Below are 15,939 nucleotides of genomic sequence, written 5' to 3'. Positions count from 1 at the left end.
TCAGCTGAGTCCTTCAATGCAAAGATCAAAGCATTTAGAAGCCAATTTAGAGGAGTAAAAAACATAGAATTCTTTCTATACAGATTAACTACAATTTTTGCTTAAACACAACAATTAGGATTGATCCATTTTGTTCCAACATCCCACTTTCAGCATTTTGCAAATGCCTAAGTCTTTAAATAAAAAAACCGCTCAAGTAAACTTGAGCGGTTTTTAGTATTTCAAGCCTTGCGCTTGATCGCGGAGAAAGAGGGATTCGAACCCCCGGAGGTGTGACCCTCAACAGTTTTCAAGACTGCCGCAATCGACCACTCTGCCATTTCTCCTGAGTGTCTCATCAGCTATTTGCTGATTGCGGGTGCAAATATAGAAAGTTTTTTCAATTTCCGACCAAAAAATTACAGGGATTTTTAGCTTAATTATTTTTGCCTGTAATCGGGATTTTATCTCCCTTAAAATGAGGCTCTTTGCCGATAAGCAATTCGCCCCAGGCTTTTAAATTTGCCGCAATTTCCCGATAGCGGTTACGCGATTCCATCCCATAAGTTCTTCGGTCGCCAATATAACCGTAATAATCAAGCCCCATACTTCGGGCGATGTAAATGGCGCGGGGCAGATGAAAGTGTTGCGTCACCACAATAGCCCGGTCTACCTCAAAAATATAGGATGCCCGGTACACCGAGTCGTAGGTGTCAAAGCCGGCAAAATCCATAAAAATAGCTTCCTCAGGAACCCCGCGTTCCCGCAGGTATTTTTTCATGGCCACCGGTTCGTTGTAACTGGTAGTGCCATTGTCACCCGATAGTAAAAACCGTTTTACCTTACCCTGAGAATAGAGCAGGAGGGCCGACTCGACCCGGTCGCGTAAAATCGTTGAGAGTTCGCCGTTGCTGCGTACACTGGCTCCCAGTACCAATACGGTATAGGCTTCCGGCAGATCCTGAGTGCGTTCAAAAATATAATCTTTGGTCGTGTGTCTGATGTACAGTGAAAGCCCCGAGGTTATCAGTAAAATCAGTAAAAACCCCAGTATTAAATACCGCAGAATTTTAAGAAAGACCAAATTGTTTTTAAACATAGTAGGTTGCGTGTCTGGCCTGTTTACAGGGCTTATGCTCTAACGTTGGTTGTACGCTTGTTGGTATCGAGCAGGCTTTAAAATTAGTAAGCTTTTTGCAATAAAGGAGGCGAAATCGCATTTAATAAAGCCATTTTAAAAGAATAGCTCCACATAATCCCGCGAAGGTCTTAACTTTGAAAAAAAATCTGCTTTATGAATGTGATCACAAGCCTCAACTGGCGCTATGCCGTTAAAAAGTTTGATGCCAGTAAAAAACTTACTTCCACCCAAATCGGGGTTTTAACCGAAGCTTTTAATCTTACCGCAACCTCTTACGGCTTGCAGCCCCTGCGTCTGGTGGTGATTGCAGATGAAAAGCTGCAGGAGCAACTGGTTAAAGCTTCCATGAATCAGACTCAGGTGCGCGATGCCTCTCACGTTTTGGTTATTTGTGTTGAGAACGAAGTAAAAGCACCCTATGTGCAATCTTATTTTGATTTGGTTCAGGAGGTGCGCGATACGCCCGAAACGATATTGAAACCTTTTCGGGAGACGCTAAAAAAGCAGTTTGAAAATCAGGACGCCGAAAAAACCCGGCAATGGGCCGTAAACCAGGCCTATCTGGCTTTGGGTAATTTGCTCACCGTTTGTGCCCTCGAGGAAATAGATGCCTGCCCTATGGAAGGCTTTATATCCGGGCAGTATGACGAAATCCTGGGGCTTAATTCGCACGGAATCACCAGTACTCTGGTGTTACCCGTGGGTTATCGCGCTCAGGACGATATGTTTGCCGACTTTAAAAAAGTGCGCCGCGCTACCTCAGAAACCATCATCCATTTATGATTGATCGCGCTGCGTGTTCTGCACGGGCTGGTCTATAATGCGCATTTTATATTCGTAAGCCTTGCTCGGTTTCAGGACTTTCATAGACCTGTCGTAAATCGCATCAGGCTTAAAGATGGGCATGGTGTACTGAAAAGGGGTTTTTGAGGCCAGGTTGTGATCCAAACTCAAAAGCTCAGGATCAAGTGTTAGCGCTTTAAAAGGTTTGTTGATGGAAGGGAAGGGCTGCTGCTGCAGTTTCTGTAAAATGCTATCCTGCTCTTTTTGAGGAAGAATTTGATTTGTTTGGGCACCTGCCGAAGCTGAAGCGCCCAGAAGCAGAAGACCTAAGAAGTATAGATTTTTCATAATGCGATAGATGTATATATCTAATTACTTCAAGATAAGCCTTTTGTTGCAGCGGAAGCAAAAAAGTTTCATCAATACGTCACGCGATCCATAATCTCAAGGCCATAACCTATCATACCTACGCGCTTGTGATCTTCACTGTTTGAGAGTAATCTGATCTTCGAAATCCCGAGATCGTGAAGAATCTGAGCCCCAATACCAAAATCCTTTAAATCCATCTTAGGTGAGGAGTCTGCCGGTCTTTCGGTGGTTTGACGTTCTTTTAAATCTGCTAAACGCGAAAGCAATTTGCTGGCTACATTCTCCTGATTGATAAAAACAACTGCTCCTTTTCCGGTTTTGTTGATAAGATCAAAGATCTTTTCGAGCTTCTTATCACTTTCCTGAGTAAGCGTGCTTAAAATGTCATTGTTTACAAAAGACGAGTTTACCCGTACCAGTACAGGCTCATCAATACCCCAGGTTCCTTTGGTCAGGGCGATATGCACCTGATCGTTTGTGGTTTGTTGATAGGCCCTGATCCTAAAGCTGCCGTAGCGGGTTTGCAGTTCAAAATCTTCTTTTTTCACAATGAGCGAGTCGTGTTGCATACGGTAGGCCACCAGGTCTGCAATCGAGACGATCTTTAAATCAAACTTTTTAGCAACCTCCATCAATTGGGGCAGGCGCGCCATGCTACCGTCTTCGTTCATAATCTCAACGATCACACCTGCGGGAGCAAAACCGGCAAGCCTTGCAAAATCTATGGCAGCCTCGGTATGGCCGGTGCGTCGTAAAACCCCGCCTTCTTTGGCTTTAAGCGGAAAAATATGACCGGGTTTAGAAAAATCCCAGGGTTTAATATCGGGGTTGATGAGTGCACGTACGGCTTTTGCACGGTCTGAAGCACTGATGCCTGTAGTGACCCCGTGACCTTTTAAATCGATCGAAACCGTAAATGCCGTCTCCATCGGGTCGCTGTTAGTGCCTACCATCATTTCCAGTTTCAGCTCTTTGCAGCGCTCTTCGGTTATGGGAGCACAGATGAGGCCGCGGCCGTGTTTGGCCATAAAGTTGATGGTTTCGGGTGTGACTGTTTCTGAAGCAGCCAAAAAATCGCCTTCATTTTCCCGGTCTTCGTCATCTACCACAATGATTACCTTACCATTTTTGATCTCTTCTATAGCTTCTTCAATGGTATTAAGCTGAATATTTTGCGGACGGGTTTGCACGGTCATAAATTCGTTTTAGGGAAGCAAAGGTACAATTTAGACTGCTTTCAGGCAGTCCTGCTTTAAAAAGAACAGGGGTTAATTGTAGCTTTTCAGTAAGGTTTCTGCAGCTTCTTTAAACTTTTCGGTATACCCGTATTGCTCGTAGTTGGCTACAATGTCTTCAAGTTCGCGCTGATTTTTGGTCTTCAAAATCGCCTTTTCCGAATTGCTTAAATCAAAATCGGCAAGAGGCTGTTCGGGATCAATCGCATCGGCATTTTTCTTTTTAAACAGTTTCTTGATGGGATCGAGAAAGCCTTCCAGATCAAATAAGCCCTGATCTGTAGTAGCTCTGTAGGTGAGGTAAACTCCCAGTGGAAACAGAATAAGCGTGCTTAACCAGCTGGCGACCCAGGCAGAAACGCTGCCGTCTTCGGCGCTGTTTTTAGCAAAAATCCCAATGAAATGGTAGGTGAGAAAAAGCGCTACTCCAATAACAATAGGCAGGCCCAGACCACCTTTGCGAATGATTGCTCCCAGAGGGGCTCCTACAAAAAAGAGAATAACACAGCCAAAGGCCAAAACAAACTTCTCGTGCAGCGCAATCTCATATTTGCTTAAGGTTTTAATCTTAACCTGATTGTTAGTCTTTTGCCCTTTAATGGAGGTAATATTATTTTTCGCGCTGGTTTCGGCTCCGCGCAACACCTGCGCCTGTGAAGAAAGGCTGAAGTTTTTGATCAGTTCATCCTCCATAACCCGGGTGGTGTCTACCGGAATATTAGAGAGGTAGGAGGTATCCAGCGGGCGCAATTGCATTTCCCGCAATTCGGTTGTGCCCCGTGATTTCAGGTAATTGCTGTAATTTTTTGAAATATCAATCAGCGTGTCGTTGAGTTGGGAGACGGTAAGCATGGTATAGGCATTGTCGATGCTTTTTTCGTCCATATCTACATTGTCGAGTTCGCTCAGATCAATATTGATGGTATAGGTTTCAAAGTAGCTTTTTACGAAAGGCTCGCGTCTTTGCTTTTGATAATCTTTTTGCTCTACTTCATCGTAGTAATTGCCGTCTATAAGCTTTAGCGAAAGTACATTGTCTCCTTCGGCGCTTATGAGTTCGGCTTCTTTGGCTTTAATCACGGTAAAATTACCCGTGCGGGAAGGATCTTTCTGGTAGATGATCACATCTTTCAGGAACTGCCCGTTTTCACCTTCCTTATCGGCGATTTTCATCACATAGTTTTCTCCAATGGTATTGTACTGGCCTTTAGTAATCGCCATCGCCGGTTTTACCTGTGCGATATTCCGCCTCAAATTGAGGGATTCAAACTCGGCAGCGGGAATCACATAATTGGCAAAAAGAAACGAAGTTCCGGCTAAGATCAAAATGAAAACAGTAAGGCTGCGCATGGCGCGTTGCAGGGAAATCCCGGTAGATTTCATCGCTGCAAACTCATAATTTTCGGCAAAATTACCGAAAGTCATAATACTGGTGAGCAGCACGGTAAGCGGTAAAACCAGCGTAACCAGACGTGGTGAAAAATACAGCAGGAATTTTACAATGATAACCAGATCAAGATCTTTCCCGGCGAGCTCTTTGATGTACAACCATACCGTTTGCAGTACGAATATGAACATCAAAATGATGAACGTACTCAGAAAGTTCTTGATAAAGGTTACCAGTATATAACGATCCAGTATTTTCAAGACAAATTAGTCTAATCTGTTGATGTAGTAATCGCCGTATTTAGATTCGTCAAAGACAAACAGGTTGCCGGGTAAGGGCTGGTCTGTCTTAAATGAGTTTACAGTGATGGTGATTTTACTGCCGTTTTTCTGAGTCATAATGAGGCGGTAGATGTGTTTGGTTTGAACATCAACGCCCAGCAAAGCAGATTTCAGTTCGCTGTTAGAATCTATAGGCGTAAGCTTGATGTACTGTATTTTACGACCGCTTACGTTTTGCTCGATATCCCATTTATAGGAATAGCCTTTGTTGAAAAAGGTCAGCATTTTTGAAGGGGTAATAGCGTCATCGTCTCCCGGATCCTGAGTGGAAATGGTGATTTCTTCATCTTCGGGAACAATGGTGTACAGTTTTTTGCCGTCATACATCTGCATGGTACCCATCAGATTGAGTTTGTACTTGTCACCATCTAAAGTGACGTCCCCACGCGTTTCCTGATTGATGCCTGCAGCATCATTAGAAAGCCCGTATTTAAAGTCTATAAACATATTGTCATAGCTCTTCACTTTAGCCGAAACCTGATCTAAAAGAGCCTTAGCTTTAGTATCCTGTGCGTATCCTGCAGAAAAGGCTGCAAACCAAAATACAAGGGCAGCGATTACAGGTGTTTTATAAAATTTCATATTATTCATTATTTAATTGTTGATGTAATGCATTTAAATCTGTAACGAGTACCTGTCTGGCTTTACTGCCTTCAAAGGGGCCTACAATGCCCGCAGCCTCCAGTTGGTCGATGATTCGTCCTGCACGGTTGTAACCCAGTTTAAGTTTACGTTGCAATAACGAGGCACTTCCCTGCTGGGCGGTTACAATGACTTCGGCAGCTTCCACAAACAAAGCATCCCGTTCGCCGACATCTATATCAAGACTTGTGCCACCTTCTTCTCCCACATATTCCGGAAGTAAATGCGCATCAGGATAGGCTTTTTGCGAACCGATAAAGTCGGTTATTTTTTCAACTTCCGGAGTGTCGACAAAGGCACACTGTACGCGAACGAGTTCGTTACCCTGCGTAAACAACATATCTCCACGGCCTATAAGCTGATCGGCTCCCTGACTGTCCAGAATGGTACGCGAATCGATTTTTGAAGTTACCCTAAAGGCGATACGCGCGGGAAAGTTTGCTTTAATGATACCGGTGATTACGTTTACCGAAGGTCTCTGGGTTGCAACAATAAGGTGAATACCAATCGCCCGTGCCAGCTGTGCCAGACGTGCTATAGGAGTTTCAACCTCCTTACCGGCGGTCATAATTAGGTCTGCAAACTCATCGATTACCAGCACGATATAGGGCAGGTATTTATGACCATTGTTGGGATTGAGTTTGCGCTTTTTAAACTTGGCATTGTATTCTTTAATGTTGCGCGCCATCGCATCTTTCAGCAGATCATAGCGGTTATCCATCTCAATACACAGGGAGTTTAGGGTATGTATAACCTTGGTATTGTCGGTAATGATGGCTTCTTCGGTATCGGGAAGTTTAGCCAGGTAATGCCGCTCGATTTTGTTAAACAGGGTAAGTTCTACCTTTTTGGGGTCTACCAGTACAAATTTCACCTCTGCCGGATGCTTTTTATAGAGCAATGAGGTCAAAATGGCATTAAGTCCTACCGATTTACCCTGACCCGTGGCTCCTGCCATAAGCAGGTGAGGCATTTTGGCCAGATCAACAACAAAAGTTTCGTTTGAAATGGTTTTGCCCAAAGTCAGGGGCAGTTCCATTTCTGCATTTTGAAATTTAGGAGAGGCAATCGCCGAGCGCATCGATACGATACGGGCGTTTTTATTGGGTACCTCAATACCAATGGTTCCCTTCCCGGGAATCGGGGCAATGATGCGTATTCCTAAAGCCGAAAGGGAAAGCGCGATATCATCCTCCAGGTTTTTGATCTTGGAGATGCGTATACCGGCCTCGGGCACAATTTCATAAAGCGTTACTGTTGGACCTACGGTCGCCTTGATGTGCGCGATGTCTATCTTGTAGTTTTTAAGCGTATCTACAATACGGTTTTTATTTTCTTCAAGCTCTTCCTGATCTATGGTGATGCTCTGACCCTGCGTATAGTCTTTAAGCAGCTCGATTGACGGAAATTTATAATTGCTGAGTTCAAGAGTAGGGTCAAACTCCCCGAAATCCTGAACCAGTTTGGTACTCAGGTTTTCTTCGACCTCTTCTTCTTCAATAGTTTCTTCTATTTCAATCTCAAACTCTTCGTCTGCTGCGGGTTTGGGAGCTTCGTTGACCACGGGTTTGGGTGGAGCAGGAGCAGGGGCCGGGGCAGACTTGAGCACGGGCTCTTCAAAATCCTCCAAATCTTCATCAGCTGCATCGTCTACGGGAAGCTCGATATTGTCTTTCTCAAAAGCGGTGTCTTCAAACGAGATCTCGTCGTCCTGCTCATCAAATTCAGACTTTAAATCATTGCGCTTGCGCGAAAGGTATTGTCCCACCAGCTCTGGTGTAAGTTTGAGCCTCACGGCCAGATAGACGATAGCTACAAATGCGAGAACGAGAATGGTGCCTATAAGTCCCAGATAATCCTGAAGAAAATCGTTGAGTTCAAAACCTACCATTCCGCCCAGCAGCGCATTGCTTTGAGCAAAAAAACCGAAGAAGACCGAAAACCACAACATAACGATAATACCCCAAAACCAGTAGGCCTGCAGGCTTTTTTTGGGCCGGTCAAAAAAGTAATAGAAACCGGTAAGAGTCACCAATACGGCTAATGCAAATGCAGCGATGCCAAATCCCTGGTAGATGAAAAAATCACCAAGAGCAGCGCCAAATTTATTGAGCCAGTTTTGAGCTTCCACGCTGCGGTCGCCGAGACTGTTAAGGGTACTCTGGTCGGCCTGCCAGCTGAAAAAATAGGACAGGAATGAAAACAAAAGGGCGATTCCCAGCAGGAACAGGAAACTTCCTAAAACAATTTTTTGCTGTTTACTCAGTTTAAAACTGATTTTCACCGGCTGCTTTTTAGGAGTCGTAGATTTGGTTTTCGCTTTTTTTCGGGCCATTCGTAGTACTAAGCTTAGTAGGTCTGCTTATAAAAGAGCTCGCAAAGGAGCTGTGGTTACATCTGTTTTTTTAGTCGGGCGTAAAAATACAAATATCAAACGGTACTCTGCCGATAAAATTTTAGAAGAGGTAGGGGATATAGATTATAAAACCTATAATGGCTGCAATGACGGCGGCAAAGGTTACTGCGCCTGCCGAGACATCTTTGATAATACCTATTTTTTTATGGTAATCGGGATGCACAAAATCGGCTATTTTCTCAATGGCGCTGTTGAGACCCTCTACAGCCAGTACCAAAGCAATTGCCAGTAACTGAATACACCACTCCATCGGGGTAATGTCGAGGTAAAAACCCAAAACACAAACCACCAGCGCACAGAAAACCTGCACCTTGATGCTGGCTTCTGTACGCACGAGGTAAAATGCACCTTTAAAGGCATATTTAAAGGCTTTGAGGCGGTTTATAATAAAGGGTTCTTTGGGTTGTTCCATTAAGCCAGTGCGCGCAGGGCGGCCTCGTAGTTGGGTTCCTGACCTATTTCGGGTACCTGCTCAGAATAAATCACTTTGTGATTGTCATCGAGCACTATAACAACGCGGCTGTGCAGACCGGCAAATGCCCCGTCAGCAATTAGAAGCCCGTAGTCTTTCCCAAATTTCCCGTCTTTAAAGTCTGAAAGTACCTGTACCTGCTCCAGACCCTCTGCTCCGCAAAAACGAGCCTGTGCAAAAGGAAGGTCGCGAGAAATGCAAAGCACTACGGTGTTCTCAAGATCAGAAGCTTCTTCATTAAACTTGCGTACCGAAGCGGCACACACCCCCGTATCTACACTCGGGAAAATATTCATCACAACTTTCTTACCCTTAAAATCTTCAAGGGTACTTTCCTGAAGATCGGTTCTTGAAAGTTTAAAATCTGGTGCTTGCGTTCCGTTTTCAGGAAGCTCGCCACTGGTATGCGTAGGGTTTCCTCCCAGAGTTATGTTTGCCATGATTTTTGGTTTTGTAAGGCGTAAAAGTAGGCATATAAAAAACGAACGCCAATTAAAGGAATGCCAATTTCTGGTTTCACACTTTTCCTGAAACGAAAAAAGCTTCCGCGTAATGCAGAAGCTTTTTAAAAGGGTTGAACCTGTTTTAAACCTCGTTCAGTCTGAAGCTTTTAGCGGTCTATCGAACCTAAAACTTTCTGAGCAAAGCCGTTTGCGGCATCGCGTTCAGACATTCCGCCGGCGATCATCTCATGCATTTCAACAGCACCGCAGAGATTGGTTATCAACTCGCCTATAACATCCATTTCGGCATCGCTTACCGAACGGTGTTCGGTAAAGGATTCAAGCACGTCAATAGTATGTTGCAGGGCTTCGTTGCTGTTGTTTTTTTGCAAATGTTTAATTACTGGTAATTTCATCAACGAGTTCTTTTAGGTTTTCAAACTTATTGGTCTGAACCTGATTAACAAAGTTTCCGTTCTTAAAAGTCGCAAAAGTAGGCAGGTTGTCTACTGTGGCGAGCTTTCTGCTTTCCGGAAATTTTTCAGCATCTACGAGCAAGAATGCGGTATCCTCGTGTTCTGTAGCCAGTTTTTTAAACTTAGGCTTCATCAAACGGCAGTTACCACACCAGCTTGCCATATACTGCACCACCACGGTGTCGTTAGACGATACCCATTCTGCCAGATTATCCTGATCGAGTTGCTTTAACATAGTCAAGTTTTTTAAGTTTTCTATTAATTTGAAGCCAGATACGTAGCTACACCATCACGGTTGGCGTTCATTGCCTGCTTGCCTTCTTCCCAGTTTGCAGGACATACTTCCCCGTTTTTCTGTACGTGAGCATAGGCATCAATTAAACGTAAAAATTCATTTACGTTACGGCCTACCGGCATATGGTTTACACCTTCGTGAAATACGGTTCCTTCCTCGTCAATAAGGTAGGTTGCACGATAGGTTACGTTATCACCGTCTACGGTAAGCACCCCGGTTTCTTCATCGTAACGCTCGTTTGTAATGTCAAGAATTCCCAGACGATTGGCCAGATTGCGGTTGGTATCGGCAAGAATAGGATAGGTTACACCTTCGATTCCGCCATCATCTTTTGGAGTGTTTAACCATGCAAAGTGCACTTCCGGAGTGTCGCAAGAAGCACCTATAACCATCGTATTGCGCTTTTCAAACTCATCCATTGCAGCCTGAAATGCGTGAAGCTCGGTTGGGCAAACAAAAGTGAAATCTTTGGGATACCAGAACAAAACAATTTTCTTGTTGTTCGTTTTAGCTTCCTCCAAAACGTTAATTTTAAAGGTATCGCCCATTTCATTCATAGCATCTACTGCAAGATTTGGAAATTGTTTTCCTACTAATGTCATTGTTGTTTGTTTTTAAATTTGGTGCAAAGCTAACCAGCACATCGTCTAAAAAAAACCGCAAAAAATGTGTAGAAGTTATGCCGGTATAGGCTTTTCTTATAGTTGGTTTTTAGTCGGAAAGCATTATCAAATTGATGTTGCTTTTGAGTGAAAAATCAGGAATATGCAGCAAATGAAGCCTGTCTTTGCCGGTATTGCAAAGCAAAATGGCCAGCCTGTTTACTGTTAAGAAATATTTAACATCCGTAATACGGAAGCCTGACGAAGCTATAAGGTTTTCGCTTTACCGACTTAAAGCGCTTTGGTAAAAATAAAGACCTGGTTACTGCTTCCCGGCATCTGCGAGCGAACGGATTTTAATGCTGAACGCAGCAAAAATCAGGGTCATAAACGGACTAAGCCAATTGAAAATGGCATACACAAAATAGTCTGCTACCGAAACGCCCAATACGCCGCTTTGATAGGCGCCACAGGTGTTATAGGGTACCAAAACCGAGGTAACGGTACCACTGTCTTCGAGTGTACGGCTCAGGTTTTCGGGGGCCAGACCTTTATCGCGATAGGCCTTGGCATACATGCGTCCGGGGACCACAATAGCCAGGTATTGATCGCTCGCAGTGGCGTTGAGGCCTATACAGGTGGCTACGGTACTGGCAAATAGACCAAAGGTGCTGTCAAAAAGATTAAGCATAAACTTACTGATACGGGATAGCGCCCCAATGGCATCCATAACACCGCCAAAAGTCATGGCGCAAAGAATCAGCCAAATGGTACCCAGCATCCCGGCCATTCCGCTGGCAGCAAAAAGGTCATTGAGATCTTCATTGGTGGTTTCAATAGCAGTATCAACGGTGATGGCATTCATAATCCCTTTGTAGCCGCTTTCAAAACTCAGGCTGGTGCTTCCGCCCAAACCGGCAACCAAATCCGGTTGGAAAATGAGCGCAGCGATTCCACCTAAAAGTGTACCTGCCAGTAAGGCGATTAGGGGAGGTGTTTTTTTGATGATTAAAAAGATAACCAGAGCCGGTACCAGAAACAGCCAGGGCGTGATATTAAAAGCTTCATCAATAGAGGCTAAAATAGCACTGCTGTCTGCGGGGCCTGTGGTCTCTACACTAAAACCTATAATAATAAAGACCAGCAGGGTGATGCTTATAGAGGGCACGGTGGTGTATAGCATGTACTGTATGTGCGTAAATAAATCGGTACCCGCCATGGCAGGGGCGAGGTTTGTTGTATCGCTTAGGGGTGAAAGCTTATCCCCAAAATAAGCCCCCGATAAAATAGCTCCTGCGGTCATGCCAAGAGATATACCCAGGGCATTGGCAATACCTATAAGTGCAATACCTACAGTGGCCGAGGTGGTCCAGCTGCTTCCGGTAGCGACCGAAATGATGGCACAGATCACCACGCAGGCTGCGAGAAATATAGACGGACTCAGGATTTGCATACCGTAATAAATCATCGTGGGGATGATGCCACTTACAAGCCAGGTTCCGGCCAAAGCTCCCACCAGCAGGAGGATGAGAATAGCACCCGCGGTTGATTTTATATTGAGGGCAACTTCTTCCATCATCAGTTCAAAAGAGGTTTTGTTGAAGAAACCCACAATTGCGGCTACAGCAGCACCAAGAATTAAGATAAACTGGTTAGAACCACTTAGGGCATCATCGCCAAACACAAAAACATTATAAGCCAGCATGCCTACCAATGCGAGTATTGGGATCAAGGCTTCAAAAATGCTGAGTTCTCTGTTTTCTACAATTTGCTCGTTACGCTCTTCCGCATCCTGATTTGTCATAATCTTTTATATAGTTTGTACAAGTTTAAGGATTATGAATGAAATACTAAGAACACAGGATCGCTTATGTTAAGAAGTTTTGAATGCTTGAAACTCATAGGGTAATCTTTAAACTAATAAAAAATGAGTAATTTTTATATCAGGAAATCTTTAATCGTAAATATTTGTTATTTAATAGGTTAATTGCTTTTCTTGTCCTACATTTGTCCTTGTATAATTCACTGATTCCTAGTCAAACGAATACAAAAACAAGATAAAATACGAAGATAATTACTTATTGATGAAACCCCATTTCATAATTTTTGCATTATTTGCATTTTTTGCAACTCATGCTCAGGTAGGTATTGGAACTACCTCACCAAAAACAACCCTTGATGTTACAGGTAGACCAGCAGATGCGACTTCTCTTGATGGAGTAGCTTTACCTCGAATGACGGGTGATCAATTAAAGGCGAAAGTTTATACCTCAGATCAAAATGCTGCTTTGGTTTATGTTACAGTTGCTGCTACAAGCCCTAGTGGGCAGACTTCAAATGTCACCGAAGAGGGGGTTTATGTATATAGTTCGTCTCAAAATAAATGGATAGCCTTAAAATCAACATCAGTTTCAAGTTCAGGAGATAGTTGGAAGCTGACGGGCAATACGATCAGTTCCGGAAATTTTTTGGGTAGCTTAAATAATCTACCCTTAGAAATTAAAATAAATAATGTTTTAAAAACTCGAATTACTTCAAGAGGTCAGATAGAAACCTTAAACACTTCAAATTCGGTTTACTTAGGAGAGCTTGCAGGTGCTAATAATTATGCTACAGCCGCAAATAATGTATTTTTAGGATATGCTTCTGATTATGATGCTGGCGGAGCCTCTAATAGTTTAATTGTAGGATACAATTCAAGAGTAAGTTCAAATAACTCAATTGTAATCGGAAGTGAAGCGGATGCAGATAGTAATAATTCAATTTCCATTGGGAGATCAACACAATCTCAGGGGACTTATGGTATAGTTATCGGGGATGCAGCCTTTGCGAATAAAACTGGAGCGATTGCAATTGGCCAAAGTTCTCAGGTTCAGGGTGATCACGCCATTTCAATAGGTAAATCAACCTATACCTCGGGATCAGATGCTATTGCGATTGGTAATTCTGCTCAGGCTCAGGCTGCTAATGCGGTGGCTATAGGCAATAACGTTTACGCCCCAAATCCTAATACGCTAATTTTAGGTAATAATCTAAATGTCGGGATTGGTACTAACAATCCTTCTACAAAACTACATGTAGCCGGTTCCGTTAAAATAGTGGATGGAACTCAGGGAGCAGGCAAGGTCTTAACATCAGATGCTAATGGCTAGCTGACTGGCGAACACTTATAAATCAAGTTTACGGAGAGGTTGACAGAACTTCAAACCTTACAATTTCAAATGGAACTGCAAATATAACGTTCAATAGTACAGACACAGGGCTGAACAGAAACGTATCAATAAATAGTACATTACCTACCGACTACATAGCGGTAAATGAAGCTGGAGTATATGAAATCACATATAGTTACGGAATTTTTATAAATGATAATTCTAATGGGAATATTAATATTTATTTAAGAAAAGGTTTTAGTAGTGGAGCAGCTACAAAAATTAATAAAAGTACGTCCATAGATTGGGGTGACAACCCCAATCACGATGAAAGATTTCACATAAGTAAATCCGTTTTAGTGAGACTAGCTGCAAATGAAAGAGTCTACATGACATATTCAATTAATAATTCTGGCGTAAATATGTTTTTAATTGCCAATACTGTTTCGCTGTCTCTTAAACGTATTGATTATTAAATAGTTTTAGTTCTAAAATTCATAAATATTTTTGTGACAGTTAGATATGTTCGTCTTTGGCTTACTATTTCTAATATATTCCTCTTTACTAATAAATATTTAAAAAGTTTTCTTTTGGTGAACCAGCCCTGAGCATCTGTCGAAAGGATTTCTTTGGGCCAGTAAGCCCATTGTTTGCGCGCGATTGTATCGCGTGCAAATAGTAATTCCCATTCTACCTTAAGCACCCGCTCCCGCAAGTCTTTGATTTTTGGTGTTTGAGTTTATGAGCTTCCGTGAGATAATAATTATGCGAGTAAAGAAAATGAACGGAAGATGATTTAGAACCTATAACTTCGATTCATATTCCTGTTCATTTTTTCCATCGATGAAAAAACGAACCAACCCGTCTAGTCAGCCGGGCAAGAAAATCTAGGCTTACAGGAGGTTCTCTAAATTTATTGTTCGCTGCACTGCATGCGCTTAACTCGGCCGGCGCACCGGCCTCAAACAGAACCGCCTGCGACGTTGCGCTCACGTCAAATTTCACGAGAACCTCCTAACAGGCTGCCACTGATGTATTAATTGGTTTTCTTAGTGTTTTATTAATTCTCCTGACGAGCAACTTCCGTGTGATACGATCAAAATGACATTCCTGATAATCAAGGCTGCCCGACAGGCTTATATTATAAATTGAAGATCGTTTCAGGTAACATCCATCCCCAGCACTTCCTTCAAAGGAAGGGAGTGTTTTCGCTAAACTTAAAGCCTCCCTTTGAAGGGAGGTTTGGAGGGATGTTTTTCTGCTTTCTTTTTAGGATGTTTCCTGCAAAGTAGATTTTGGATTTATCGGTCTCACCGCTCGTTTCGAACGCCCTTACTTCTCGACTGCGCTCAGTTTGACACGCTCAAGCTACTAAAGAGATTAAATTTTAATTAAATGATAATTCCAACTGCTAATTGTATTTCTGTTCTTTTGTCTTGATACAAAAGAACCAAAAAATCAAGGCTTACAGGAGGTTCTCTAAATTTATTGTTCGCTGCACTGCATGCGCTTAACTCGGCCGCTCTGGCGGCCTCAAACAGAACCGCCTGCGACGTTGCGCTCACGTCAAATTTCACGAGAACCTCCTGATAGGCCGGTACTGATGTATTAATTGACTTTCTTAGTGTCTTATTAATTCTCCTGACGAGCAACTTCCGTGTGATACGATCGAAATGACATTCCTGATAATCAAGGCTGCCCGACAGGCTTATATTATAAATTGAAGATCGTTTCAGGTAACATCCATCCCCAGCAGTTCCTTCAAAGGAAGGGAGTGTTTTCGCTAAACTTAAAGCCTCCCTTTGAAGGGAGGTTTGGAGGGATGTTTTTCAGCTTTCTTTTTAGGATGTTTCCTGCTAAGTGGATTTTTTGATACACCGGTCTCAACGTAGGTTTTGACCGCCACGCACTTCTCGACAGCACTTCGACTGCGCTCAGTGTGTTACGCTCCCATTGTTCGCGCGCGATTGTATCGCGTGCAAATAGTAATTCCCATTCTACCTTAAGCACCCGCTCCCTCAAGTCTTTGATTTTTGGTGTTTGAGATTACGATCTCTCGTGAGATAATAATTATGCGAGTAAAGAAAATGAACGGAAGATGATTTAGAACCTATAACTTCGATTCATTTTCCTGTTCATTTTTTCCATCGATGAAAAAACGAACCAACCCGTCTAGTCAGCCGGGCAAGAAAATCAAGGCTTACAG

Annotated in this window: 14 protein-coding genes and 1 tRNA gene; 2 read left to right on the top strand and 13 right to left on the bottom strand. The window is 43.1% G+C overall.

What is annotated here, in order from left to right; genetic code table 11:
- Positions 1-241 precede the first annotated feature (241 nt).
- Positions 242-326: transfer RNA gene (locus tag LLW17_RS11265), tRNA-Ser, on the bottom strand.
- Between the two features lie 89 nt (positions 327-415).
- Complete coding sequence (locus LLW17_RS11260) at positions 416-1,078, bottom strand: SanA/YdcF family protein (protein ID WP_228230363.1); 663 nt, start codon at positions 1,076-1,078, stop codon at positions 416-418.
- 195 nt (positions 1,079-1,273) lie between these two features.
- Between LLW17_RS11260 and LLW17_RS11255 the strand changes: the two genes are divergently transcribed.
- Entirely contained in the window at positions 1,274-1,903 is a 630-nt protein-coding gene (locus LLW17_RS11255) for an NAD(P)H-dependent oxidoreductase (protein WP_228230362.1), read from the top strand.
- On the opposite strand, the gene LLW17_RS11250 is transcribed toward LLW17_RS11255, so the two are convergent.
- The 11 genes from LLW17_RS11250 to nhaC all read right to left on the bottom strand — a co-directional run bounded on the left by LLW17_RS11250 (position 1,898) and on the right by nhaC (position 12,385).
- Complete coding sequence (locus LLW17_RS11250; RefSeq protein ID WP_228230361.1) at positions 1,898-2,251, bottom strand: hypothetical protein; 354 nt, start codon at positions 2,249-2,251, stop codon at positions 1,898-1,900. The genes LLW17_RS11255 and LLW17_RS11250 overlap by 6 nt on opposite strands.
- Before the next feature lie 71 nt (positions 2,252-2,322).
- Complete coding sequence (ribB, locus tag LLW17_RS11245; protein WP_228230360.1) at positions 2,323-3,468, bottom strand: 3,4-dihydroxy-2-butanone-4-phosphate synthase; 1,146 nt, start codon at positions 3,466-3,468, stop codon at positions 2,323-2,325.
- Between the two features lie 72 nt (positions 3,469-3,540).
- A complete protein-coding gene (locus LLW17_RS11240; RefSeq protein ID WP_228230359.1) occupies positions 3,541-5,154 on the bottom strand; it encodes an LptF/LptG family permease in 1,614 nt (537 codons plus the stop codon).
- 6 nt (positions 5,155-5,160) lie between these two features.
- On the bottom strand, positions 5,161-5,817 hold the full coding sequence (lolA1, locus tag LLW17_RS11235) for an outer membrane lipoprotein periplasmic chaperone LolA1 (protein ID WP_491546741.1): 657 nt from the start codon (positions 5,815-5,817) through the stop codon (positions 5,161-5,163).
- Between the two features lies 1 nt (position 5,818).
- Positions 5,819-8,212 carry a DNA translocase FtsK gene (locus tag LLW17_RS11230; protein WP_228230357.1) on the bottom strand — a complete coding sequence of 798 codons (2,394 nt, stop codon included), beginning with the start codon at positions 8,210-8,212 and terminating at the stop codon, positions 5,819-5,821.
- A gap of 121 nt (positions 8,213-8,333) precedes the next feature.
- Positions 8,334-8,705 (bottom strand): diacylglycerol kinase, encoded by a 372-nt coding sequence (locus tag LLW17_RS11225; RefSeq protein ID WP_228230356.1) that lies wholly within the window; start codon positions 8,703-8,705, stop codon positions 8,334-8,336.
- Positions 8,705-9,205 (bottom strand): thiol peroxidase, encoded by a 501-nt coding sequence (tpx, locus tag LLW17_RS11220; protein WP_228230355.1) that lies wholly within the window; start codon positions 9,203-9,205, stop codon positions 8,705-8,707. Before tpx ends, LLW17_RS11225 begins: the two co-directional genes overlap by 1 nt.
- Positions 9,206-9,375: 170 nt before the next feature.
- Positions 9,376-9,624 carry a DUF6952 family protein gene (locus tag LLW17_RS11215; protein ID WP_228230354.1) on the bottom strand — a complete coding sequence of 83 codons (249 nt, stop codon included), beginning with the start codon at positions 9,622-9,624 and terminating at the stop codon, positions 9,376-9,378.
- Positions 9,605-9,919: a thioredoxin family protein gene (locus tag LLW17_RS11210; RefSeq protein ID WP_228230353.1), complete on the bottom strand. Its 315-nt coding sequence runs from the start codon at positions 9,917-9,919 to the stop codon at positions 9,605-9,607. The genes LLW17_RS11215 and LLW17_RS11210 overlap by 20 nt, the downstream gene beginning before the upstream one ends.
- A 23-nt stretch (positions 9,920-9,942) precedes the next feature.
- Positions 9,943-10,581, bottom strand: coding sequence for a peroxiredoxin (locus LLW17_RS11205; protein WP_228230352.1), 639 nt, complete (start codon positions 10,579-10,581; stop codon positions 9,943-9,945).
- 322 nt (positions 10,582-10,903) lie between these two features.
- Positions 10,904-12,385: a Na+/H+ antiporter NhaC gene (gene nhaC, locus LLW17_RS11200; RefSeq protein WP_228230351.1), complete on the bottom strand. Its 1,482-nt coding sequence runs from the start codon at positions 12,383-12,385 to the stop codon at positions 10,904-10,906.
- Positions 12,386-12,665: 280 nt separating this feature from the next.
- Between nhaC and LLW17_RS11195 the strand changes: the two genes are divergently transcribed.
- Positions 12,666-13,733, top strand: coding sequence for a hypothetical protein (locus LLW17_RS11195; RefSeq protein WP_228230350.1), 1,068 nt, complete (start codon positions 12,666-12,668; stop codon positions 13,731-13,733).
- Positions 13,734-15,939: the final 2,206 nt, after the last annotated feature.

The organism is Leeuwenhoekiella parthenopeia (genome assembly GCF_020782115.1).
In the GTDB taxonomy this organism is placed as follows: Bacteria; Bacteroidota; Bacteroidia; order Flavobacteriales; family Flavobacteriaceae; genus Leeuwenhoekiella; species Leeuwenhoekiella parthenopeia.
The sequence above is the reverse complement of the archived record's forward strand: the minus strand, read 5'-3'. Positions and strand labels throughout refer to the sequence as shown.